The organism is Saccharibacillus brassicae, from assembly GCF_006542275.1.
Classification (GTDB): Bacteria; Bacillota; Bacilli; order Paenibacillales; family Paenibacillaceae; genus Saccharibacillus; species Saccharibacillus brassicae.
The window spans coordinates 4,251,655-4,275,746 of the sequence record NZ_CP041217.1 but is presented as its reverse complement, the minus strand read 5'-3'; the positions used below and the strand labels follow the sequence as shown (position 1 = coordinate 4,275,746).

Below are 24,092 nucleotides of genomic sequence, written 5' to 3'. Positions count from 1 at the left end.
CCTGCGGAAAAGGAGAGGAGACCGGCTTCCCCGCAAGATCGGTGCAGGGAGCGGTTCGGCGTCGGTTCAGGCCCGGACTTCGGAACCGGACGATTCGGGCGGCACGCGAAAAGTCAGGCAGTACATCAGGCCGCGGCAGATCTCGCGCGCTTCGACTTCGAGCATCCCGTCCGGAATGAGCCGCACCGGAACGACGATCTCCGCGCGCTGCTTGAACCGGCGGCCGACGAACGGAATCTTCTCGTACGTGCCGGAAGCGAGCCGTTCGGTCTCGTCGACGATCACGATCTTCGTGCCCGGCTTGGCGACGCGGATCATTTCCCGGACCGCCTGCGCCCCGTCGTTGAAAAAGTTGATACCGCCGACATGGTAGACCGTATCGAAAAAGTCGTCGCCGAACGGAAGGCGTTCGGCCGTCGCTTGGTATAACGAAGCGGAACGTTTCCATTTGCGCAGATGCTTCCGGCACACGTTCAGCATGCCGAGCGACAGATCGAGGCCGTGCAGCTCGATATCCGCCGGCAGATACGGGAAATTGTCCCCGGTGCCGCACGACACTTCCAGCACGCGCCCGCCGGGCGGAATCTCGAGTTCGTCCAGAAACTGCCGCCGGTAAGCTTCTTCCCCGCCGAATTTCAAGCGAAAGTAGACTTTGTTCGACAGATTGTAAAAAGGCGCGATGCGGTCGTACATGCCGCGGTATTTGCCGTTGTCGCCGACGGCGCCGCTCGCTTCCGGAAAACGCCGGATCTCCGTCAAGTCGTTCGCAAGCAGGCTCACGAGCGGACCATCCCCTGCCGGTGGGCATAGATCGCAAGCTGCGTGCGGTCTTCCAATTCGCACTTCATCAGCAGGTTGCTGACATGGGTCTTGACCGTTTTGATACTGATATGCAGCTCTTCCCCGATCTCCTTGTTGCCCATGCCTTCGGCGATCAGCAGCAGCACTTCCTTCTCGCGCTCGGTCAGCGGAGACGAATCGGCTTCCACCGTCCGCTGGCGGATCCCGCGCGTCAGCGCCTGGGAGACGTCTCCGGTCATGACCGGCATGCCGCGGTAAGCGCCTTTGAGCGCGTAGATCAGTTCTTCCGCCGTGACCGTCTTCAGCACATAGCTGACGGCGCCCGCTTCGATCGCTTCCATGACCAGCTTGTCTTCGAGAAAACTGGTCAGCATAACGACGCGGATCGTCGGAAATTCCGACATGACGAGCCGCGTCGCTTCGGTGCCGTTCATCTCCGGCATCATCAGATCCATCAGGATCAGATCCGGCATTTCGCCGCCTTCCCCGGACAGCGTCCGCAGATGCCCGATCACTTCGAAGCCGTTCGCCGCTTCCCCGATCACGTCAAACCCCGGTTCCAGCATCAAGTACGTTTTCAGTCCCATTCTCACCATGTCGTGATCGTCCGCCAGCAGGATCTTGATCTTGTCCATGCGTGTCCACCGCCTTTTCTTCTCCGAATTTTGGAATATGTACGCGGATCGTCGTGCCCGCGCCCGGCTTCGACAAGATTTCGGCCCGTCCGCCGAGCTTCTCCGCCCGTTCGCGCATCGTCAGCAGCCCGTAGGAACCCTGCTTTTGCGCCGCGCCGCCCGAAAAGCCTTTGCCGTCGTCGCTGATCGACAGCAGCACCTGCCGCTCGTTCTCCCGCAGCGACAAGCTGACGATGCTCGCCTGGGCATGCTTGACGATGTTCGCCATCGCTTCCTGGACGATCAGGAACAGCTGCTGCTCGATCGCTTCGGACAGCCCGTTGCACAGTTCGACGTCTTTGATGCCTTTCAATCCGTTCTGGATGCAGTAATCCGGGAACCAGCGATCGAGCGCGGCCGGAAGCTCCATGCCTTCGAGTTCCACCGGCCTCAGCTGCGCGATCAGCGCCCGCATCTGCTTCTGCGCCAGATTCGACATCTGGATCAGCTGCCGCATGACCGTCTCCGCCGCGTCCGGGTTGCGCTCCAGCACTTTGGGCAGCGAAGCGGCCGACATATGGATAGCGAAAATCTGCTGGCTGACCGAGTCGTGCAAATCGCGCGCCATCCGGCGGCGTTCTTCGCGCACGGCGCTTTCGACCAGCTGCTCTTTTCCGACCGCGTCGCTCTCGCCGAGCTTTTGCAGCAGCTTCGTCTTCGTCTCGATCGAATTCATCATCGCGTTGAATTCGCGGTAGACGCGCGCGAACGACTGGTCTTCCGTATCGCCCAGCCGCAGGCCCAGATTGCCCTGCGCGACCTGAAGCATGCTGTAGTGCAGCACGTCGATCCGGCGCTGGATACGCTGACCGGCCACGTAACCGGTCACGACGGCGACGATCACCGCGGCCAGCAGGTAGAATAACCAGACTTTCCGCGGAAAAACCTGTACGAGTCCGTACAGGCTGAACCAATATAACAAAGCGGCGAGAATGCCGCCGCTAAGCAGGAAGTACAAAATCAGTTCCCATTTCGTGTTTTTCAATAAGTTGCCCATAGGTAAGCTCCCACCTCGCCCCGATCTGCTTAACCGACTCTCGTCACGTGCACGTCTCCGATGAAGGAACTCGCCGAAATCTTGATCCGTTTGGCGCATTCGTCGTAGTTCTGCGTCTCGTCCACGCCGCTCACGATGCCCGACCGCGTGCTGCCCAGCACGTTATGGTCGCCGAGAAACGAACTGCTGTTGGCCCGCACGCCGAGTTCCGGATCGTTCGGAACGTAGATAACGACGTCGCCGATAAAGCAGGAAATGTTGATTCTCGTCGTGCCGTAAGGGATCTGCGCTTTGGTCAGATCGATGACCGTGTCGCCGACAAAATGGGAAATGTTCAGCGGCTTGAGGCGGAAATAGTCTTTGCCGATATAATAGTCGCCGATAAAGCTCGATTCGTTGACCGTTTTTTCCTTTTTTTCCTTGTCCGCCTGTTGGCGCGCTTTTTTCATTTCCGCCCGGTCGTTTTCTTCTTCTCTAATGTCTTCGCGGCAGTCGTCGTAAAACCTGCTGTCTTCGGCAAAATAGTCCGGGAACGGTTCCTTGTCCAGCGGCACGCCCGATTTATACCGGGGTCCGGCTTGTTTGTCGCCTTCTTTGCCGAGCGACTTTTTGAAATCGTGCATCGCGCTGTCCACTTCGTGCTTCACTTCGTCCGCGATCCGGGAAAAGTCGATCTTCCGCATCTGCTCGGCCGTCTGCTTGCCGAACTCGCGGGCCATCCCGCCGATTTTGTGAAACTCCGATCCTTCGTTCGAACGCTCGCGGCCGGCGGCCGGTTGTTCACTTTCGCCGTCGCTTCTTCCGTCACGTTCGGGCGCCCAGTCATACCGGTTGCGGGGCTCGCCGTCGCCGGCCGGTTCTTCTTTGTCCAGATTGACGAACATGCGGTCAAGCGGCGATTCCAGCGGTTCGATCGGCATCGGCGGAACCGGAGGAGCCGGCGGCGCCGAATGATGGAAGTCTTCCGGGTTGTCGCGCTGGACCGACGGATACTCCGGCGATCGTTTCGGTTTGAGCAGCACGTAGACGCCGGTAGCGATCAGCGCTGCGGGAATCATGATTTTGAAAAACTCGCCCGGGCTGAGCACATGCATGCCCAGGTTCCGCGTCTGAAAATAACCCCCGATGACGATCATGATCACGCTGCCGACGATGCTGGAACTCATTTTTTTGGTGTCCAGCAGTTTTTGCAGGCCGATCAGAATCAGAATCATCGGCCAGAACGTCCGAATCAGATCTCCGATGCCGAAGCTGATCCATCCCAGCTGATACGCCAGAAACACGCCGCCGACCGCGATCAACCACAAAGCTCCACTTTTTTTCATTGTCTTCTCCTCCTTGTATCGGTACCGGATGCAGGCGCTGCCGATCCGGACACTTCTTATGATGGTAGGTTCAGTCTACCGGACCGAAACCCTTTGCAAAAGCGGCGCGGGAACGAAAAGCTTCTCGGTCCCGAGACCGAGACGTTTTGTGTCCCGCCGTCTACATCCGGCCGCGCAGCAGGCCGAGCGTCAGTTCTTCGTTCAAGCTGCGATCGTAATCGAATCTCTCTTCTCCCCTGCGCTTCGGCGAACGCAGCGCCTGAACTTTCGCCGCCGACACGGTGCCTCCCTGCATTTCCCGCGATCCGAACAGTTTGCCGTACGCCGCTTTGAGCAGCTTTTTCGCTTTATTCTTTTTCATGGTCCGCGCCTCCCTTCGTTTTTTCCAGTATGCGGGAAAAACAAGGGAGTCCGAAGCGGCGCGCGGATGATTTGCGCCTGCGCCTGCGGGGCGAACTTTCGGCCCGCCTCCGGCCGGAGCCGGGCCGGCCTTGAGACCGAGCCGCGGCGGCGGACGGACCGAAAGCGCACGCGAAAAGGCCGCTCCCGTGAAGGGAGCGGCCTGCGTTCAAGACGCCTGAAGCCTTGCAAGACGGCCCGAAGCGTTAAATTTTACGGGTGCGGATCTCTTCTTGCAGCATGGCGATCACTTCGTCCAGCGGCTTGGCGCCGAGGTCGCCTTCGCCGCGCTTGCGCACGGACACGCCGCCCGCTTCTTTCTCGTTCTCGCCGACGACGAACATGTACGGCGATTTTTCCAGCTGCGCTTCCCGGATCTTGTAGCCGAGCTTTTCGTTGCGCACGTCGGTCTCGACGCGAATGCCGGATTCTCTAAGCTTCTCCGCCACCTGCTCGGCGTACTCGCTGTAGTTGCCCGATACCGGAATGATCTTCGCCTGCATCGGCGACAGCCACAGCGGCAGATTGCCGGCGAAGTTCTCCAGCAGGAACGCCGTGAAGCGTTCCATCGTGCTGATAATGCCGCGGTGGATCACGACCGGGCGATGCTTCTGGCCGTCGTCGCCGACGTATTCCAGTTCGAAGCGTTCAGGCAGCAGGAAGTCGAGCTGCGCAGTCGACAGCGTCTCTTCTTTGCCAAGCGCCGTTTTGATCTGCACGTCGAGCTTCGGTCCGTAGAACGCCGCTTCGCCTTCCGCTTCGTAGAACGGCAGGTCGAGTTCTTCGACGACTTCGCGCAGCATGCGCTGGGACATTTCCCACATCTCGTCGTTCTGGAAATACTTCTCGGTATCCTGCGGATCGCGGTAAGACAGACGGAATCGGTAGCTGTCGATACCGAAGTCTTCGTACACTTTGGCGATCAGCTTCACGACGCGGCCGAATTCTTCCTTGATCTGGTCCGGGCGGCAGAAAATATGCGCATCGTTCAGCGTCATCGCGCGCACGCGGTGGAAGCCGGTCAGCGCGCCGGACATTTCGTACCGGTGCATCAGGCCGAGCTCGGCGATACGGATCGGCAGTTCCCGGTAGCTGTGCATATCGTTTTTGTACACCATCATATGGTGCGGGCAGTTCATCGGACGCAGCACGAGCGATTCATTGTCCAGCTCCATCGGCGGGAACATGTCTTCCTGGTAATGTTCCCAGTGGCCGGACGTTTTGTACAGCTCCACGTTGCCCATGACCGGCGTGTACACGTGCTGGTAGCCGAGGCTTTCTTCAAGATCGACGATGTAACGCTCCAGCGTCCGGCGCAGCTTGGCACCGTTCGGCAGCCAGATCGGCAGGCCCTGCCCGACCAGATTGCTGAACGTGAACATCTTGAGGTCTTTGCCCAGCTTCCGGTGGTCGCGCTTTTTGGCTTCTTCGAGGAAATGCAGATGCTCGTCCAGCTCCGCTTTTTTGAAGAAGGCCGTGCCGTAGATCCGCTGCAGCATTTTGTTCTTGCTGTCGCCGCGCCAGTAGGCACCGGCCACGCTCAGCAGCTTGAAGATTTTGAGCTTGCCTGTCGACGGCACATGCGGACCGCGGCACAGGTCGAAGAACTCGCCCTGGTCGTAGATCGTAATCGCCGCTTCTTCCGGCAGCGCGTTGATCAGTTCAAGCTTGTACGGATCGCCCAGCTCGCCGAAGATTTTGAGCGCTTCGTCGCGGCTTACTTCGCGGCGGGTAATCGGCAGGTTCTCGCCGACGATCCGCTCCATTTCCTTCTCGATCTTCTGCAGATCTTCCGGATTGAGGCCGTGCTCCAGGTCCATGTCATAATAGAAGCCTTCCTCGATGACCGGACCGATGCCGAGCTGCACTTCTGTCGTGCCGAACAGACGGCGGACCGCTTGAGCCGTCAGGTGGGCCGTGCTGTGGCGAACGACTTCGAGCCCTTCCGGCGAACCCGGCATGACGATTTCGATCTGCGCGCCGTTCTCGAGCGGGGTGTTCAGGTCGACGACGATACCGTTTTGCTTGCCGGCGAGCGCGTTTTTGCGCAGGCTGCTGCTGATCGACGCGGCGACGTCTTCGATTGTGCTGCCGTCCGCGTATTCCCGGACGGAGCCGTCCGGCAGGCTGATAGAGATGGCCATAATTAAAATTCCTCCTTCAAATTTGGGAAAATAGGACGCGAAACGCGCGCAAAAAAAGCCCGTCCCGCGAAGGGACGAGCGTTATACCCGTGGTTCCACCCTGATTCGGCCGTAGGTCCGCCTACCGGTCCGCATCGACCGAAAGCGGGCGATAAGCCCTCATTGAGCACATCAATAACGGAAGTGCGGTCCGGCGTTCTCTACTGCCCGGCTAACGGAGGCGTGCGGATCCTGGCGTGCGCGCTGCCGGCGGGGTTCGAAAACGCAGCTCGGAAGGGGTAAATGCAGGTCGATCCGGAGGAAATTGCAGCCTGGGTTTCCTCTCTCTGGGACGGTACCGGGTGCCTGGCATTGTTGTCTTCGTCGTTGCTTTTGCTGCTGTTCATTATAAGTCGTACGCCGGCGAGCGTCAAGACCAAGCCGGCGGCACGAAAAGGCGTACGCCGCTGTCGGGCGCGCCCGACAGCGGCTTTTACGTGCGGGACGGTTCGGACGTGCCGACGGCGGAAGGCCGCAGCACATGCTCCAGCTCCCCGATGTGATCGACCGTCGCGTTCGCTTTCTCCAGCTCGCCCGGCTCCGCGAAAGCGGACCGGATGCCGACCGACGGCATGCCGACCGCGAGAGCCGCGTCGATGTCCGACTTGCGGTCTCCGACCATCAGCACCTGCTCCGGTCGGCGTCCCGACTGCCGCAGCAGCTCGGCCAGCACCTCGCTTTTGCGCTGCGCGCCGACGCTTCCCGCGCACAGCGGATACCGGATCAGGCCCTTCAGGCCGTCGATCCGCAGCACGCGGTCCAAATACGCTTCCCCGCAGTTGCTCGCCGTCGCGAGTTCATACGTGCCCGACAGCCGCTTCAGCAGCTCCGGCACCCCTTCGAGCGCGTAAGAGCGCGACTCCATCTTGCGATGCAGCAGGTCGTCGTGCGGCTTCTTGTACCGTTCCTGCGCCGACTCGTCCATATCGGGCGCTACCTTTTTCCAGGCTTCTTCTCCCGTCATGCCGAATACCGAGCGGATCGTTTCTTTGGAAGGCTGCTCGTCCGCATCCCCGTTTGCGATCGCTTCCTCGAAAACGTCGTGATTGACTTCGTACATCGCTTCCGACGTATCGATCAGCGTGCCGTCCAGATCGAACGCGATCACTTCGATGGCGGACGCGTCAAAAGTTATTTTTTTGTTCATGATCGATGTTCTCCTTCCGCTTTGCCGTAATGTTCGCCAGCGGCGCAGCCGATGACGCGGTATGTCTTTTTTTACCCAATACATATGTTCATTCTTTCTTATACCCAATTTTATGCTCTTTCGCCCTTTTGCGAATTTGCGGCGTAAAAACGTGCGGATACGGAAATCGGGGCTTTTCATCCATTGAGGGCAGGATTACGCTTGCGCACGCCGAATACTTAGGGAAGCACGTCCGTTTCACCACTACCCCGGCAGCAAGCCGACACAAGGAGGATTCCATGCTATCGTTCAAAAAACCCGATGTCGAGCAGTTCTTCCGTACGTTTGCGATCGAGAATTTCACGGTCAGTCCGGATGAAGAACAGCTTGTGTTCAGCACCAATCTCAGCGGCAAGTTTGATCTCTGGGCCATGGATCTTCCGGATACGTTTCCGTATCCGCTTACTTTTAACGGCCAAAACTGCCACGATCTCAAATACGACAAACACGGCCGCTTCCTCGTAGCCGGGTTCGACCGCGACGGCGACGAGAACGCGCAGCTTTATGCGCTGCAGCCCAAAGGCGGCGAACTGCTGCCCCTGTGCGTCAAAGAAGGCCACCGGCATATGAACCCGATCCTGTCCGAGGACGGCAAGCGTCTCTACTATACGTCCACCAAAGAAGACCCGACCTACCTCAGCGCCCTCTGCTGCGACCTCAAGACGGGGCAGGAAGTGTCCGTGCTTCAAGGTTCGGGCGACGCTTCGATCTTCCTGATCGACGTCGGTCCCAAAGAAGAACATCTCGTGTACGCCAAACATTTCTCCAATACTTATGCCCCGGCGTTCGTCTGCTCGGGCGACGACCATGTCTCGCTCGACCCGGAAGCGAAAGGCGAATATACGGTGTCCGACTGCGTGTTCACGGGCAAGCACGAACTGCATTACCTGACCAACGCGGGCAAAGACTTCTCTTACCTGGCCCGATTCGATATCGAGAGCGGCACCAAAACGGTCCTGCTCGAACTCGAAGGCGTCGATTTCACGTCGGTCGCCTACGACAAGGAACGCGGCCTGCTGTACCTGAGCGCAAGCAAGGGAGTCGCCGACCATCTGTACACCTACGACCTGGAAAGCGGTTCGCTCGGCGGCATCGCGCTTCCGGTCGACGTGCTGTCTTCGCTCAAAGTGGCGGAGAGCGGCAATGTGTACGTGCTCGGACGCAGCGCCGTCAGCCCGACCAACATTTTCAAAAAAGAACCGTTGTCCGACGAATGGACGCGCTGCACCAACTACGGCGTACCGGGCATCGCGGAGTCGGAGCTTGTTCGGCCCGAAGTGCTGACCTACCCGTCGTTTGACGGCCTGGAGATCGAAGCGCTGTTCTTCCGGGCGCGCGAAGGCACGTCCAACGGACATACGATTCTGTGGCCGCACGGCGGGCCGCAGGCGGCGGAGCGTCTCGGATTCCGTTCGCTGTTCCAGTTCCTCGTCAGCCGCGGCTTTCATATTTTCGCGCCGAACTTCCGGGGATCGACCGGCTACGGCCTCGCTTTCTGCAAGCTTGTCGAAGGCGATTGGGGCGACGGTCCGAGACTGGACAATATTGCCGGGCTGGATTGGATCATCGAAAACGGCTACGCCGAACGCGACAAGCTGCTGCTGATGGGCGGAAGCTTCGGCGGCTACATGGCGCTTCTGCTGCACGGACGCCACGCCGATTATTTCAAAGCCGTCGTCGACATCTTCGGTCCGAGCGACCTGTTCTCGTTTATTGAATCGGTGCCGGAGCACTGGAAGCCGATCATGAACCAATGGGTCGGCGATCCGGTAGCGGACAAGGACAAACTGATCGCCTACTCGCCGATCACGTATCTGGACGGCATGACCAAGCCGATGCTCGTCATTCAGGGCGCCAACGATCCCCGCGTCGTCAAAGCCGAATCGGACCAGATCGTCCAAGCGCTGCAGGGCAAAGGCGCAGGCGTCGAGTACCTCGTGCTGGACGACGAAGGACACGGATTCTCGAAAAAGGAAAACGAGATTCGGGTCTACCGCGCCGTTCTGGAGTTTTTGGAAAAAGCGATCAAGGAACAACCGGCCGGCGTAGAGACCTGACCGTCAATATCCGATATCAAACACCCGCAAGCCAGGCGATTTATATCGCTTGGCCGGCGGGTTTTTTCGTCATGCACGTTATGTTCGACCTTTGAACAAGACATCGACTATTGACAAACTTTCGCTTCGACCTTACTCTTTGAATAGTGCGTTCGTTGATAACGATTATCGTTTTCAATTAAAATTTATTCGGAGAGGGAGAATACATACTTATGAAAAAGATTCTTTTGCCCCTGCTGCTGCTGTTCGTCGTCGCGTTGACCGCCTGCGGAGGAGGCCAGCCGGCCAAGACGTCCGGCAGTAGTACCGCCGCAGCCGCCGATCCCAAAGCTGCCGAAACTGCCGAAGCTTCCACGGGAACCGTCACTTATCAATCGGAGAACGGCCCTATCCAGGTGCCGGCCAATCCGCAGCGCGTCGTCGACCTGTCGAGTTATACCGGCACGTTGATCCAGCTCGGCGTTCCGGTCGTCGGCGTGGACACATGGACCAAAAACAACCCGAACTTCAAAACGGATTTGGCGGACGTGCCCGAAGTTTCGGCCGACAATATCGAGAAGATCATCGAGCTGCAGCCCGACCTGATCATCGCTTCGAGCGACGTGAAGAACGCCGACAAGCTCAAACAGATCGCGCCTCTCGTGACGTACACGTATAACAAAGTGGATTACCTGACGCAGATCGAAGAAGTGTCCAAAGCGGTCAACAAAGGCGAAGAAGGCGCCGCCTGGGTCGCGGACTTCAAGACCCGCGCACAGCAGGCCGGCGAAGAGATCAAAGACAAGATCGGCGCCGACAAGACGATCACCGTCATGGAAGGCGACGCCAAAAACCTGTACATCTTCGGCGATGCGTGGGGCCGCGGCACCGAAATTCTGTATCAGGCCATGGGCCTGAAAATGCCGGACAAAGCCAAGGAAATGACGTCCAAGCAGGGTTATTACGAACTGTCGCTCGAAGTGCTGCCGGAATACCTTGGCGATTACGTCATCTTCAGCAAAACGTTAAGCGGGGACAATTCGTTCCAGGAGACCGACACGTACAAAAACATTCCGGCGGTCAAAAACGGGCAGGTCTACGAAGTCGACGCCACGGGCTTCTACTTCAACGACGCCAAATCGCTCGATTACCAGCTCGATTTCTTCAAAAAGTCTTTCCTGGGCGAATAATCTTGCGCGATGAAAACTTCCGCTTCGACTCGCGTTTTCCGTTTCTTTCCGTTTAAGCTGCTGCTCAGCCTGATCGCGCTGGCGCTGCTGTTCGTCGGCTCGATCCTGCTCGGAGCCAAAAATATCTCGCTGCCGGATATTTGGAGCGCTCTGTTCGTTCCGGGCGCAACAAATGCCGATATCTCGATCATTCGGGATCTGCGGCTTCCGCGCGAGATCGGAGGCATGCTCGTCGGCGCCGCGCTCGGCGTCTCCGGTGCCGTCATGCAGGGGCTGACGCGCAATCCGCTGGCCGATCCCGGCCTGCTCGGCGTGACGGCCGGCGCCAACGCGGCGCTGGCTGTCGTGTTCGCTTTCTTTCCGGCCGTCGGCTATTTCGGCGTCATGATCGCCTGCTTCATCGGAGCGGCGTTCGGCGTAACGTTCGTGTTCGGCCTGCTTGCGCTGCGCGGCAAAACACTGTCTCCCCTGCGCATGATTCTGGCGGGCGCGGCCGTATCGGCGCTGCTTGCCGCCGCGGCCGATACGATCGCCCTGGAATTCAAAATTTCCAAAAGCGTATCCATGTGGACGTCCGGCGGCTTGATCGGCACCTCTTGGGGGCAGCTGCAAACGATCGCTCCGGCCATCGTGCTCGGCCTGGCCGTGGCGCTGCTGCTGTCGCGGCATCTGACGATCCTCAGCCTGAACGAATCGACCGCGGTCGGCCTCGGCTTGAACACCGGCTGGATCAAAGTCGCCTTGTACGCGGCGATCACGCTGCTGACCGGAGCCGCGGTGGCGCTCGTGGGCAATCTCGCGTTCGTCGGGCTGATGATTCCCCATTTGGTGCGCATCTTCGCGGGCACCGATTACCGGAGCATCCTGCCGCTATCCGCCGTGTTCGGAGCCGCGTTCATGATCATTGCCGATACGCTCGGCCGGATGCTGAACGCGCCGCTTGAGACGCCCGTCGCCGCGATCGTCGCCGTGCTGGGCCTGCCGTTCTTCCTGTTTATCGTACGCAAAGGAGGGAAAGGCCTCTCATGAACCGGATGCTGCATACGCTGCGCCGCCTGCCCCGGCATAACGGCGTGCTTGTCACGCTTGCCGCTTTGATTTTGGTCACCTTTTTCGTCAGCTTGGGTCTCGGTTCTTCGTCCGTCTCGTACGGACGGATCATTCCGACGCTGCTCGGCAGCGGCACGTTCAAGGACGAATTCGTCCTGTTCGATATCCGGATGCCCCGCATCCTGATCACGCTGCTGGCCGGCATGGCGCTCGCCCTGTCCGGCGCGCTGCTGCAGGGCATCACGCGCAACGAACTGGCCGACCCCGGCATCGTCGGCATCAATGCGGGAGCCGGCGTCGGCGTGACCGTATTTTTCCTGTTCGCTCCGATCGAAGTCGGCACGTTCGTCTTTCTGATCCCGGCCGTCGCTTTTGCCGGAGCGCTATTGACCGCCGTGCTGATCTACCTGTTCGCGTACCGTCCGGGCGAAGGCGTGCAGCCGATCAAGCTGATTCTGATCGGCGTCGGCTTCTCCACGGCTCTGTCCGGCGTCATGATCGTGCTGATCTCTTCGGCCGAACAGGGCAAAGTCGATTTTATCGCCAAATGGCTCGCCGGCACCGTCTGGGGCACCGACTGGCCATTCGTGTTCGCGCTGCTGCCCTGGCTGCTGCTGCTTATTCCGTTCGCGCTGGTCAAAACGCGGTCGCTGAACCTGCTGTCGCTCGGCGAAGCTTCCGCCGTCGGCGCCGGCGTGCCGATCCAGAAAGACCGGATTCTGCTGCTGCTGACCGCGGTCGCTCTCGCCGCTTCCGCCGTGTCCGTCACCGGCGGGATCGCGTTTATCGGCCTGATGGCACCGCATATCGCCCGCGCGCTCGTCGGACCCGCGCATCAGCGGTTCATTCCGGTCTCGATCCTCGTCGGCGGCTGGCTGCTGCTGTTGGCCGATACGATCGGGCGCAGCCTGAACGATCCCGGCGGGATCGCGGCCGGCATCGTCGTCGCTTTTATCGGGGCGCCGTATTTCCTGCATCTGCTGCTCAAAAAGCCAAACTGAACCCAAACTGAAAAAAACCAAAAAACGCCTCTCCGCCTTGCGGTCCCTTGCCGGGAACCGCTTGAGCGGAGAGGCGTTTGCTTATCGTTCGCCGAATCGGCGGTAAAGGTTGCGGTGGCGCGGCCTGCCGGTCCTGCTTCTGGCCTTGCCTCTAGTTTTGCATGATGAAATCGCGCTGGATTTTGTAATTTTGATCGTCGAACACCTGGATCAGGTTATATTTCGTGTCGCGCTGGGCCGGAATCTTGCCGGCGGCACGGATAATGTCGAGCGTCTGCTCGATATTGACTTTGTGGGTCGTGCCCGCGGCCGATACGACGTTTTCTTCCATCATCGTGCTGCCGAAGTCGTCGCAGCCGTAGCTGAGCGACATTTTGCCCACTTCCGGTCCCATCGTGACCCACGACGACTGGAAATGCTTGATGTTGTCGAGCACGATGCGGCTGATCGCCACGTTTTGCAAATACTGCTCCGGCGTCTGCTTCTCGACTTTCATGTTCGTGTTGTCCGGCTGGAACGTCCACGAGATGTAGGCGAGGAACCCTTCGGAATCGTAGCCGTTGCGGATGCATTCGTCCTGGGCTTCGCGCACTCTCAGCATGTGCAGCGCGCGCTCTTCGTACGATTCGCCGAAGCCGATCACCATCGTCGCGGTCGTGTTCATGCCGACTTTGTGCGCCGTCTGCATGACGTCCATCCAATCGCGCCACGAGCCTTTGAGACGGCTGATCTTGCGGCGGGTCCGGTCGTCGAGAATCTCGCCGCCTCCGCCGGGCAGGGAATCAAGTCCCGCTTCGTGGATCGCGCGGATCGTATCTTCCATCGACATGCCGGACAGCTTCTGCATCTTCATGATTTCCGCGGGCGAGAACGAGTGCATCGTCACGTTCGGGAAATGCTGCTTGATCTTGCGCAGAATGTTCAGGTAATATTCGAACGGCAGATCCGGGTTGACTCCGCCCTGCATCAAAATTTCCGTGCCGCCCACGTCTTCGGTCTCCTGAATTTTTTGCAGGATCACTTCATCGGGAAGCACATACCCTTCGGGCGAACCCGGACGGCGGTAAAACGCGCAGAAACGGCAAAAAACGTCGCACACATTCGTATAGTTGACGTTGCGTCCGATGACGAACGTCGTGATCGGATCGGGGTTTTTGCGAATCATCAGTTCGTTGGCGGCATGTCCCAGCTTCTCGATCTCGTTCGTTTCGTACAGGGCGATCGTATCCTCGACGTCGAGACGTCCCCCGTTCAAAGCTTTATCCAGTATTTTGTCAACCGCACTCATTGCATGCAGCCTCCTTTGTGAAAATAGGTTCAAATAAAGTGAGTCGTATCCGTTCGGGCCGTACTGCACAATCTCTATTTTGAAAAGTTAAAATTTAATCGGGCCCTGCAATACAACTAATCCTATCACACTTTACATAAGAATTAAATATGAGCGAACTTCGATACGCCGGCAAAAAGCAAAAACCGGTCCGCCGAAGCGGACCGGTCTGCTGCTTGACGCCGTTAGGCGAGCAGCACGGCGATCAGCGCGATCAGCGCCGGCACCGTCTGAATGAACAAAATTTTGAATTTGGCCGTAGCCGCTCCGTAAATGCCGGCGACCATTACGCAGACGAGGAAGAAGATCTGGATATGCGCCCCCGCTTCCGCGTTCGGATACAGCAGGCCGAACACGAGCCCTGCCGCCAGAAATCCGTTGTACAGTCCCTGATTGGCCGCAAGCGACAACGTCATGTCGGCAAATTTTTGCTCCAGTCCGAACGCTTTCATCCCGCGCGGCTTGTTCCACATAAACATTTCCAGGACCAGAATATACACGTGCAGCAGCGCGATCAGCGCTACCAGGACGTTGGCCACCCATTCCATCGCATTCCCTCTTTTCTTCTGAGGCTTTTGCCTATTTCCATTCATTGTAACAGAAAAAAGAGGTTGCTCCCTTTAGCGAAGGAAAGTTAATCGGCCAGCGCCTGTTCCAGGTCGGCGATCAGGTCGTCGACGTTCTCCAGGCCGACCGAGAAGCGCAGCAGGCCGTCGGCAATGCCACGCTCAAGCCGCACTTCGCGCGGCATCGCCGCATGCGACATCATCGGCGGATACGACAGGATGCTCTCCACCGCGCCCAGGCTGACCGCCACGAGCGGCAGCTTCACGCGGTTCAGCAGCCGTTTGGCCCGCTCCTCGGAGCCGACGTCGAACGACACGACCGCGCCGTAGCCGGTCGACTGCCGTTCGTGGATGCCGCGGCCCGGATGCTCCGGCAGGCCCGGGTAGTAGACGGCTTCCACGTCTTTGCGTTCGGACAGCCAGTGCGCAAGCCTGCGCGCCCCGATCTCGCTGCGTTCCATGCGGGCGCCGAGCGTCTTGATGCCGCGGATCAGCAGCCAGCAGTCCTGCGGCCCGAGCACCGTGCCGAGCCCGTTTTGCAGCTTTTTGAGCTGCGCGGCCAGCTCCGGCGTGCGCGCCACCGCAAGGCCGGCCAGCACGTCGCTGTGTCCGCCGAGGAACTTCGTCGCGCTGTGCAGCACGATATCGACGCCCTGTTCGATCGGCCGCTGGTAATACGGCGTCATGAACGTGTTGTCGACGAGCGTGAGCAGGTCATGCTCTTTGGCCCAGTTCGCTACCGCGCCGACGTCGGTAATCTTGAGCGTCGGATTCGACGGCGTTTCCATGTAGACGCCTTTGGTATTCGGACGCAGCGCCGCTTTGACCTGATCGAGCTCCGTCATGTCGACGAAGGTCGTCTCGATGTTCATGCGGCTCAAAATGGTCGTCAGCAGCCGGTACGTGCCGCCGTAGACGTCTTCCGTGACGATCAGGTGATCGCCGGCCGAAAAGATCATGAGCGCCGCGGAAATCGCGGCCATGCCGGACGCGAATGCGTAACCGCCGGCTCCGCCTTCGAGCAGCGAGATGTAATCTTCGAGCGCCTGGCGCGTCGGGCTGCCGGAGCGGCTGTAATCGTACTGCGGTGGATTGTAAATGTCGAAATGGTGGAACGTCGACGCCTGGTAGATTGGCACGCTGGACGCGCCGGTCGCCGGATCGATCTCCGCGCCGAAATGGATCAGCTTCGTGTCGAAATGCCGGTCTTTGAGCGCCTGCGCCGCTTCTTCGGGCGTTTGCAGCTGCCGGGGCGCGGCCGCGGCCTGCTCCGGCGTGCGTCCTTGCGGCTGCGCCGTTTTCTCCGTGCCGGTCTCCAGACTGTCGCCGCTGCCGTTTTTGCCGATAAGTCCGTCGTTCCCGGTATTTTCGTTATTCCCGTTGTTTACGTCGGTCATATTAAGCTTCCGCCCCTTCCGTCTCGTTCAAAGCCGCCTGCAGCGCGCCGCCGAGGTCCGCGATCAGGTCGTCGATATGCTCGATGCCGACCGAGAAACGCAGCAGCTTGTCGTCCACGCCGATCGCGTCGCGAATTTCCTGCGGAATATCCGCGTGCGTCTGTATCGCCGGATACGTCATCAGCGACTCGACGCCGCCCAGACTTTCCGCGAAAGCGATCAGCCGGATATGACGCAAGATCGGATCGATCCAGCGCGCGTCTTTGACTTTGAACGAGAAAATACCGGTATTGCCGCTCGACTGCCGGTTCTGTACGTCGTGTCCCGGATGCTCCGGCAGACCCGGATGGTAGACGGCTTCGATCTGCGGATGCTGCTGCAGGAAACGCGCAAGCGTCAGGGCGTTGCTCTCGTGCCGCTCCATCCGCAGCGCCAGCGTCTTCATGCCGCGCATTAATTGGTAGGAGTCGGTCGGGCTCAGCACCGCGCCGATTGAATTGTGGAGGAAAAACATTTCTTCGGACAGCTCTTTGCCTTGGGTCACGATCAGGCCTGCCAATACGTCATTATGCCCGCCCAGGTATTTGGTGGCGCTGTGGACGACGATATCGGCGCCGAGTTCGATCGGACGCTGGAAAAACGGCGTCAGCAGCGTGTTGTCGACGATCGTCAGTATCCCGTTCGGCTTCGCCCAGTCGGCGACCGCCTTGATATCGGTGACCATCATGAGCGGATTGGTCGGCGTCTCGATAAACACCGCTTTGGTATTCGGCGTGCGCAGACGCTCGATGCCTTCGAGATCGTTCGTGTCGACGTAGGACGCCTTGACGCCGAACCGGGACAGCACGCGCTCCAGCAGGCGGTACGTGCCGCCGTACAGGTCGAGCGAGACGATCAGATGGTCGCCCTGCCCGAACAGCGCAAACACCGTCTGCAGCGCGGCCATGCCGGAACTGCACGCGAAACCGGCGTCGCCCGCTTCCAGCTTGGCCGAAGCTTCTTCCAGCACGCTGCGGGTCGGGTTCTTGGTCCGGGTATAGTCGAAGCCGGTACTCCGGCCGAGCCCCGGATGCCGGTAAGCGGTCGAATGGTAGATCGGGAACGTCACGCCTCCCGTCTGCGGGTCTTCAAGCGAGCCGATCTGCGCAAGCGCGCTTTCGATTTTGAGCTGTCTGTCGTCCTTCATGGTCATTCCTCCTGAATGGATCGTGGATTGAGTGAGTGATTCAGATGCCGGCGCCGTAGTCGCTGAACGATACTTCTTTGGTCAGGTCGACCTGATCGAACGGAGTCTCCTGGTAGACGTAATAGTTGAGCCAGTTCGAGAACAGCAGATTGGCGTGCGCTCTCCAGGAAGACAGCGGCTTGCGGGTCGGATCGTCGTTCGGAAAATAGTTTCTCGGAACCGGGATATCCATCCCTTTGGCGATATCGCGGTCATATTCCCATTTGAGCGACAGCGGATCGTATTCGGAGTGGCCGGTAGCAAAGATCTGCTTGCCGTCGCGGGTCGCGACCAGATAGACGCCCGCTTCTTCGGACTCGGCCAGAATCTCGAGTTCCGGGCTGCGCAAAATATCTTCCCGCTGCACGTCCGTATGGCGCGAGTGGGGCACGAAGAAACATTCGTCGAAGCCGCGCAGCAGCTGCACGTTGGTCTTGTTCATCGTATGCGGGAAGACGCCGAAGCATTTGTCCGCCAGCGGAATTTTGTTCACGCCGAAGTGATGGTACAGGCCGGCCTGCGAAGCCCAACAGATATGCAGCGTCGAAGTGACGTTCTTCTTGGACCACTCGAAGATCTGGCGAATCTCGTCCCAGTAGCTCACCTGTTCGAATTCAAGCTGCTCGACCGGCGCTCCGGTAATGATCATGCCGTCGAAGCGTTTGTGCTTGATTTCGTCGAACGTTTTGTAAAAAGTGTTCAGGTATTCTTCCGACGTGTTCTTGGACGTGTGCGAACTCGGGTACAGCAGCACGACGTCCACCTGCAGCGGCGTGTTGCCGATCAGGCGCAGCAGCTGCGTCTCGGTCGTCTCCTTCGTCGGCATCAGGTTCAAAATCGCGATGCGGAGCGGACGGATATCCTGACTGTACGCCCGGCTCTCGTCCATGACGAAAATATTTTCCTTCAGCAGCACTTCCATGGCGGGCAGATTATCGGGTACTTTAATCGGCACTTTCCATTCACTCCTTTTTACGTTTTGACGTTTGACGTTGAATGTGGACACGGGTGTCGTGCGATCGAGCATTCGGCAGCCGGAAAAGCGTTTTTCGGCACGAAAGTGTACCAAAAAGACCTTTCCGGGCAAGCCGAGAAAGGTCTATATAAAGCTAGCGCCTCTCTCATCTGTCAAGTTACCGGATGCGCGACGCTAAGATCGAGGCTGATCGACTCGTGCCTCGTCTCTGTTCGCACGGCGTGCCGTGACGACAAGGGCTGATCGACTCATGCCTCGTCTCTGTTCGCACGGCGGGCCGTGACGACAAGGGCTGATCGACTCGTGCCTCGTCTGCGTTCGCACGGCGGGCCGTGACGACAAGGGCTGATCGACTCGTGCCTCGTCTCTGTTCGCACGGTAACTTGCAAGAATTAGCACCGTACGACAAAGTCGCCGGTTGCCGGGTTTCATCGGGCTAGTCCCTCCACCTGCTCTTGATAAGATTCCACTGAAATATTCAATTGTCGAATTCCCGACCGTTTCGCCGGGATAACGTTAGATTCAATTATACACATTTTATGCATTCAAGCAAGAAGCGGGCTGTATCGATTTTCTTCATCTACAGTTTCGCCGCGGCGGAGCCGATAACGTAAGCATCCCTTGTCACAAACAAGACCTTGAAAGGCCCTAGGGTGCAGGTTATACTTAACGAGGGTTTTATGAAAACAATTTTGAAAACAAGAGGTGACTTTCAGATGGACGGCGACCCGAGGCCCAAGCGCGAGAGAACGCAGCACGCATCCGACAATCGAAAAAACGGCCGACCGGCGTCAATGCCTCCATGTATGGAAGTTAACTGACCGGCCGCCGCCTTAAGGGCTGAACTGCCGTTCAACCGTTTAAGGCGACGCCCGTTCCGGCGACGGCCTGTTTTTTCCTGCGCTCTCCCGCGAATTCGAGACTATTTCACCAGACGAGCGATCGTCTCATTTCGAAGGAGTTGAACCGCATGAAAATCCGGCATGTCAAATACGGCGTTTTTACGCTGATCGAAAATGAAAACCTGACCGACACGCTCACCCCGCCCGAAGAAGGCTTCTACTGGATCGATGCCGATCTCGACGACGTGACGCTGCTCCAGCTCACGTTCGGCCTGCACGATCTGGCGGTCGAAGATATGCTCGGCGAGGAAGAACAGCGGCCGAAAATCGAAATTTACGAGAACCACTATTTTACCGTCGTCAACAGTATCCGCTTCGACAACGAAGAGATCTTCATGCGCGCGCTGAACATCTTCCTCGGCCGGCATTTTATCATTACGGTGACCCGGCAGAAGATTCACGAACTCCGCACGGTCAAGCCGATCATGTGGGAAGAAGAAGTGCATACGCCGGACCGCTTCATGTATCTGCTGATCGACCGCGTCGTCGACAACTTCTTCGCAGTCGGCGACCGGATCGAAGACCAGATCGAGCAGCTGGAAGAAGATATCCTGATGAATACGAAGCGCACGCATCTCAACGACATCATCGGCCTGCGGGCGGAGATTCTCTGGCTCAAGAAGGTACTGGTGCCGCAGCGCGAAGTCATCAATATTCTGAACAAAAAAGACCTGCGCCTGATCGACGACGAGCTGCAGAAATATTTCAGCGACATTTACGAAAATACGGTCAAAGTGTCCGAAGCTTTCGATACGTATCGCGATCTGATGGGCAACCTTCGCGAAGCGTACCAGTCCAGCATTTCCAACCGCGCGAACGAGATCATGAAGGTGTTCACGGTCATCACGACCATCTTCATGCCGCTGACGGTCGTGACGGGCATCTACGGCATGAACTTCGACCATATGCCGGAGCTGCATTGGACGTACGGCTACCCGATGGTCATCGCGCTCATGGTCGTGCTCGGCTTTACGATGTACCTGCTGTTCCGCAAAAAAGGCTGGCTGTAAGTTCGGCGCCTTCCTGCATCGACCCGTTCCGCATCCCCCCCTATACGCATACAAAAGGGCTGTTCCCGCTTCCGGCATCCGGAGCTTGGAACGGCCCTTTTTGGCGATCCGCGGCGCAGGCGGAAGATTAAGCCTGACGCCTGGCGTCCGAAGCCGGGTTCAACCGGCGTGCGTGCCCCGCTTGCGGCCGGAAGCGGCCGGCGCCGCGGACGGCTTAGGCGCGATCACGACTTCCGGCGCCGATTCCACCACAGCTTCGGCAGACGCTCCCGGCGCAGACTGCCCTGCCGGTTCCGGCGTCATCGCCGCTTCGGCTTCGCGGCGCTCCGCGGCCCGGCGACGAAGCATGCGCAGCATCCGCAGCTGCTCGTACAGAATCTCCAGGCCCGGTTCGCTCGGCGGTTCTTCGCCGTATACTTTCTTCAGGACGGGCTTGAGAAAAGAATCGCCCAGTTCAGCATACGCCTGCATGACGGCTTCGCGCTGCTCCTGCGGCATCAGCTGCAGCTCGTGCTCGATTACGGATTCCAGGTCGTATCCGTTCTTCTCCAGCGATTCCATCATGTCGATCAGCTCGCGCCGATCCAGACCGCTGGCCTCGCTGATCTGCGACAGCGAAGAACCGACCTTGGCGGATTCCAGCAGCAGCCGCGTCGCCCGGACCCGTTCGGCTTCGCGCTTGAACTTGCGCTCTTTGCCTTTGTACGTCCACGCTTCGAATTCTTCTTCGTCCAGGCGCCGCTCCACCCAGTCGAGCGGAAAAGCATGCTTGCGCTCCAATGTCCGCGTATGTTCCAATACCGCTTCGCCGTAACGCTGCACGGTGTTCTCGCCGATCCCCGGCAGCTCGCGCAGCTCTTCCTGAGTCCGCGGCAGGAACGCCGCAATGAGCCGCAGCGCGCGATTGGTCGCGATCAGATACGGCGCCCGGTGCTCTTCGGTCGCCCGAACCCTGCGCCAGGCGGCCAGCCGCTGGTACAATTCTTCGTCGGCGTTCAGTTCGCTGTAGCAGATCAGCCTCTGCGTGAAGCGGCCGCGCTGGCCGGCTTCGAGAAATTCCTGAAACGTATCCCGGATCACCGGCCGATACCCTTCGGCAAGCTTGGCCGCCAGCCGGTGGCGGTACACGGCCAGCATCTCGTTCCAGACCGAGCCTTCGTACCAGATTTCACGCTCCGGCCGCTTTTCCCCCGCGGCGTCTTCTCCGCTCCAACCGCTGATCCACAATCCGTCTTCTTCTTCGATCCAGACCTGGGCCGACTCGGTTTCATGCTCCTTTTCAATTTCCAGCCGCTTCAAAAATACGATCGTCATTTCGTTTCCCTCCGTTGTGTCGCGCGGCGTCGACAAGTTTGCAGCGAAAACGCAAAAAAGCACCCCTCCTACATGGATATGTAAGAGAGGTGCTTCCTCCGCGCTTGTATGCTGTTGCCCCTATCATACTCTCGACACGGAAGAAGAGTCAAGATTCTTTTGACGGCTTTTTGCTGCGTCGACGTCCGGGCCGCTCACCCCTGATTGTCCAATGTCTCCAGCCGCTTTTGGAGCGGTCCCCGCCAGGCGTCGGCCAATTCGCGAACGTCCAGCAGGCTGCGGATCGCTTCGGCATCGTCTTTGCGCTTGTACTTGATCTCGTTCGCGCGCATGACGGTCATGCCGGCCGGATGGCGTTCCAGCAGTTCCATCCGGTCTCCGGCTTGGATCAGCCCTTCGCGGACGACCCGGAAATAAAAGCCGCTGTAGCCCGTCTCCTGCACTTTCTCCGGCAGTTCCGGCACGCCGTAGCGGACCGACAGTTTGAAGCATGGCTGCCTCGGCTGGCTGAGCTGCACGATCGCTTCGCCGATGACGAACGTATCGCCGATACAAAAATCTTCTTCCGCTCCGCCCGCGATCGATAAATTTTCGCCGAAAGCGCCCGGGCCTAGCTTCGGCAGCACGCCGTCTTCCCAGAACGCAAACCGGTCCGTCGAATAGACGCAGACCGCTTTGTCCGGACCGCCGTGATTTTTGAGATCGGCCTGCCCGTCGCCTTCGAAGCCGAGCGTACTCAGATACGCCGCTCCGTCGACCGGTTCTTTGAAGATTCCGGTCTGCACTTCCTTTTTGCCGTTCGGCACGGATCTGGGCAGTCCGACGTTCACTGCCGCGATTACGACTTCCTTCATGTTGAATTCCTCCGTTTCTACTGCATGGCGACCCATTGGCCAAAGACGAGCGTGTTGCTCAGCGGCCGTCCGGCCCCGGTCAGCGTCCGACCGTTCGCGTACAGCGCCGAAGAAGCGCCGCCGTCCAGATTCATCGCCTGCTTGGCACCCATTTTCTGCATGACCTGCGCCCATTGGCTCATCGTCGCGCCGCCGATCGTGGCCAGCAGCACCGAGCCGTCCGGCATGATCGCGATTCCGCTGCGCGCGCCGGAGGCGGTCAGAATCTTGGGATCGTTGAAGCCTTCGCCTGTGGCGTCCAGCGACACTTTGCCGTCCGTGACCAGACGGGGCCCGGCTCCGACCGACGTCACGACGTCGGACCACGGAATTGGACGCTTGGCGGCATTTTCGTAGGAGAGATTCATGTCGACCGCGGACCCGACTTCAAAACGTGCGGCATTGTTCTGTTCGGAGCCGTGATACACCAGCACATACCCGTCCCCCGGAATGGACGTGTTGGCATTCGCCGCTTTTTTGACCACTTTGCCTTTGCGCACCGTAACGGCGGTTCCGCCGCTGAAGCCCACGTTCGTCCCCCGGGCCGAATTATACATAAGCACCACGTTTTGGCCCGTATCCGGCGTACGGTTGACGAAAGTCGCGTACCACCCAAGCGTTCGGCTTTTGCCCGCTTTGTCCGGTCTGCCCGTCACGGTGCCCCGGATGCCGACGCGCAGCGAATCCATCAGCACCGTTCCGTCTTGTTTGAACCCGATGCTCGTTCCGTAATAACCGGTATGCACGATCTTCCCCTGGGCGATCAGCGTGCCATAAGGATCGGCCGGACCTCCGTAAGCGTTGAAAAACGCACCGTTGATCGCCGCCGTCGCCCGGCTCTGCTTGACGATCGAAGCGAAACTCTGCGTCTGCCCGACCCGGCCCTGCGCCAGCCCGAGCGCGGCTTTGGTGCCTTTCGGAATACTCACGGTCTGCACAGCGTACGTCCGCCCCGCGACCGACACCTTCCGCACGCCCGCCTGGATCGCCGCCGCCGCTTCCGTTTGGTTTTCCCCCGCAGCGCCAAATATGCCCGATACGGTCAGCACCCCGGCCAACAGCAGCATGCCCCACTTCTTGCTTTTCCCCATGAACGATATCCTCCCGAACCTTTTTGCGCGGCCGCTTCTTTTGTTGGCTGCTTGTTCTATTTGGCGACGAAGGCCGCTTTTTCCTGCCTGATGGTCGGGAAAGTTGGACAGTGGGACGAAGAGGCGCGCTGCTGCGAAACGCGTCCTCCCCCATCCCTACGCCAAACAAACCCGCCCCTCCATCCGGAGAGCCGGGTTCCCAACCATCAAGACCGCCTCTCCAAACCCCTCAGCCCTTGAACTCGCTCTTGAACTCGCCTTTGAACTCAGTCCTTGAACTCGCCTTTGAACTCAGCCCTTGAACTCGCCCTTCCCCTCCCCCAAAAAAGGAGAGAGGCTGTCCCCGGCGAGCGCAGCAGCAGCGAAGGGTGGAAGAAAGGCTGAGAAGCGACAGCGTTCGCATCTAAAATCCGATTCCCTTCCCCAAGCTGCTTTTTCTTCAATCAGGGGGAATCGGATTTTAGCGGCGATCGAAGCTTCTTCCACCCGGAGCGCCTCCAACGCAAACAGCGCCTCCAGCACAAACAGCGCTCCCAGCTTCCCCAACCT

21 protein-coding genes and 1 riboswitch are annotated in these 24,092 nt (G+C 59.1%); of the genes, 5 read left to right on the top strand and 16 right to left on the bottom strand.

Annotation, left to right across the window (positions count from 1 at the left end; translation table 11 throughout):
* Positions 1 to 66: 66 nt before the first annotated feature.
* The 7 genes from FFV09_RS17735 to FFV09_RS17705 all read right to left on the bottom strand — a co-directional run bounded on the left by FFV09_RS17735 (position 67) and on the right by FFV09_RS17705 (position 7,526).
* A complete protein-coding gene (locus FFV09_RS17735) occupies positions 67 to 780 on the bottom strand; it encodes a class I SAM-dependent methyltransferase (RefSeq protein ID WP_246098375.1) in 714 nt (237 codons plus the stop codon).
* On the bottom strand, positions 777 to 1,436 hold the full coding sequence (locus tag FFV09_RS17730; RefSeq protein ID WP_141449060.1) for a response regulator: 660 nt from the start codon (positions 1,434 to 1,436) through the stop codon (positions 777 to 779). Before FFV09_RS17730 ends, FFV09_RS17735 begins: the two co-directional genes overlap by 4 nt.
* Positions 1,348 to 2,472: a sensor histidine kinase gene (locus FFV09_RS17725; RefSeq protein WP_141449059.1), complete on the bottom strand. Its 1,125-nt coding sequence runs from the start codon at positions 2,470 to 2,472 to the stop codon at positions 1,348 to 1,350. Before FFV09_RS17725 ends, FFV09_RS17730 begins: the two co-directional genes overlap by 89 nt.
* A 29-nt stretch (positions 2,473 to 2,501) precedes the next feature.
* Complete coding sequence (liaF, locus tag FFV09_RS17720) at positions 2,502 to 3,797, bottom strand: cell wall-active antibiotics response protein LiaF (RefSeq protein ID WP_246098374.1); 1,296 nt, start codon at positions 3,795 to 3,797, stop codon at positions 2,502 to 2,504.
* Between the two features lie 160 nt (positions 3,798 to 3,957).
* The gene (locus FFV09_RS17715; RefSeq protein ID WP_141449058.1) at positions 3,958 to 4,158 is read right to left on the bottom strand and encodes a hypothetical protein; all 201 of its coding nucleotides are present in this window, start codon (positions 4,156 to 4,158) and stop codon (positions 3,958 to 3,960) included.
* Positions 4,159 to 4,402: 244 nt separating this feature from the next.
* A complete protein-coding gene (thrS, locus tag FFV09_RS17710) occupies positions 4,403 to 6,340 on the bottom strand; it encodes a threonine--tRNA ligase (protein ID WP_141449057.1) in 1,938 nt (645 codons plus the stop codon).
* Between the two features lie 472 nt (positions 6,341 to 6,812).
* The gene (locus tag FFV09_RS17705) at positions 6,813 to 7,526 is read right to left on the bottom strand and encodes an HAD family hydrolase (RefSeq protein WP_170315068.1); all 714 of its coding nucleotides are present in this window, start codon (positions 7,524 to 7,526) and stop codon (positions 6,813 to 6,815) included.
* Between the two features lie 278 nt (positions 7,527 to 7,804).
* Between FFV09_RS17705 and FFV09_RS17700 the strand changes: the two genes are divergently transcribed.
* The 4 genes from FFV09_RS17700 to FFV09_RS17685 all read left to right on the top strand — a co-directional run bounded on the left by FFV09_RS17700 (position 7,805) and on the right by FFV09_RS17685 (position 12,842).
* Positions 7,805 to 9,622, top strand: a complete 1,818-nt coding sequence (locus FFV09_RS17700) for a S9 family peptidase (protein WP_141449055.1) — start codon at positions 7,805 to 7,807, stop codon at positions 9,620 to 9,622.
* Between the two features lie 212 nt (positions 9,623 to 9,834).
* Positions 9,835 to 10,791 (top strand): iron-hydroxamate ABC transporter substrate-binding protein, encoded by a 957-nt coding sequence (locus FFV09_RS17695; protein WP_141449054.1) that lies wholly within the window; start codon positions 9,835 to 9,837, stop codon positions 10,789 to 10,791.
* Between the two features lie 9 nt (positions 10,792 to 10,800).
* Positions 10,801 to 11,820, top strand: coding sequence for a FecCD family ABC transporter permease (locus FFV09_RS17690; protein ID WP_141449053.1), 1,020 nt, complete (start codon positions 10,801 to 10,803; stop codon positions 11,818 to 11,820).
* Positions 11,817 to 12,842, top strand: coding sequence for a FecCD family ABC transporter permease (locus tag FFV09_RS17685; RefSeq protein ID WP_425472198.1), 1,026 nt, complete (start codon positions 11,817 to 11,819; stop codon positions 12,840 to 12,842). The genes FFV09_RS17690 and FFV09_RS17685 overlap by 4 nt, the downstream gene beginning before the upstream one ends.
* A 151-nt stretch (positions 12,843 to 12,993) precedes the next feature.
* Here the strand turns inward: FFV09_RS17685 and mqnC are convergent, their stop codons facing one another.
* The 5 genes from mqnC to metA form a co-directional block, all read right to left on the bottom strand.
* Positions 12,994 to 14,130, bottom strand: a complete 1,137-nt coding sequence (gene mqnC, locus FFV09_RS17680) for a cyclic dehypoxanthinyl futalosine synthase (RefSeq protein WP_141449052.1) — start codon at positions 14,128 to 14,130, stop codon at positions 12,994 to 12,996.
* A gap of 224 nt (positions 14,131 to 14,354) precedes the next feature.
* Positions 14,355 to 14,717 carry a DUF1304 domain-containing protein gene (locus FFV09_RS17675; RefSeq protein ID WP_141449051.1) on the bottom strand — a complete coding sequence of 121 codons (363 nt, stop codon included), beginning with the start codon at positions 14,715 to 14,717 and terminating at the stop codon, positions 14,355 to 14,357.
* A gap of 86 nt (positions 14,718 to 14,803) precedes the next feature.
* A complete protein-coding gene (locus tag FFV09_RS17670) occupies positions 14,804 to 16,132 on the bottom strand; it encodes an aminotransferase class I/II-fold pyridoxal phosphate-dependent enzyme (protein ID WP_246098373.1) in 1,329 nt (442 codons plus the stop codon).
* Position 16,133: 1 nt separating this feature from the next.
* On the bottom strand, positions 16,134 to 17,318 hold the full coding sequence (locus FFV09_RS17665) for a PLP-dependent transferase (protein WP_141449050.1): 1,185 nt from the start codon (positions 17,316 to 17,318) through the stop codon (positions 16,134 to 16,136).
* A gap of 40 nt (positions 17,319 to 17,358) precedes the next feature.
* On the bottom strand, positions 17,359 to 18,312 hold the full coding sequence (gene metA / locus FFV09_RS17660; protein WP_141449049.1) for a homoserine O-acetyltransferase MetA: 954 nt from the start codon (positions 18,310 to 18,312) through the stop codon (positions 17,359 to 17,361).
* Positions 18,313 to 18,691: 379 nt separating this feature from the next.
* Positions 18,692 to 18,798, bottom strand: a riboswitch (SAM riboswitch).
* A gap of 505 nt (positions 18,799 to 19,303) precedes the next feature.
* Between metA and corA the strand changes: the two genes are divergently transcribed.
* Positions 19,304 to 20,245, top strand: coding sequence for a magnesium/cobalt transporter CorA (corA, locus tag FFV09_RS17655; RefSeq protein WP_141449048.1), 942 nt, complete (start codon positions 19,304 to 19,306; stop codon positions 20,243 to 20,245).
* A gap of 159 nt (positions 20,246 to 20,404) precedes the next feature.
* Here the strand turns inward: corA and FFV09_RS17650 are convergent, their stop codons facing one another.
* The 4 genes from FFV09_RS17650 to FFV09_RS17635 form a co-directional block, all read right to left on the bottom strand.
* On the bottom strand, positions 20,405 to 21,559 hold the full coding sequence (locus FFV09_RS17650; protein WP_141449047.1) for an HRDC domain-containing protein: 1,155 nt from the start codon (positions 21,557 to 21,559) through the stop codon (positions 20,405 to 20,407).
* A gap of 194 nt (positions 21,560 to 21,753) precedes the next feature.
* Positions 21,754 to 22,413, bottom strand: coding sequence for an MOSC domain-containing protein (locus FFV09_RS17645; protein WP_141449046.1), 660 nt, complete (start codon positions 22,411 to 22,413; stop codon positions 21,754 to 21,756).
* A gap of 17 nt (positions 22,414 to 22,430) precedes the next feature.
* Positions 22,431 to 23,543 carry a phosphodiester glycosidase family protein gene (locus FFV09_RS17640; RefSeq protein ID WP_141449045.1) on the bottom strand — a complete coding sequence of 371 codons (1,113 nt, stop codon included), beginning with the start codon at positions 23,541 to 23,543 and terminating at the stop codon, positions 22,431 to 22,433.
* Positions 23,544 to 23,834: 291 nt separating this feature from the next.
* Entirely contained in the window at positions 23,835 to 24,089 is a 255-nt protein-coding gene (locus FFV09_RS17635) for a hypothetical protein (RefSeq protein WP_141449044.1), read from the bottom strand.
* Between the last annotated feature and the right edge of the window lie 3 nt (positions 24,090 to 24,092).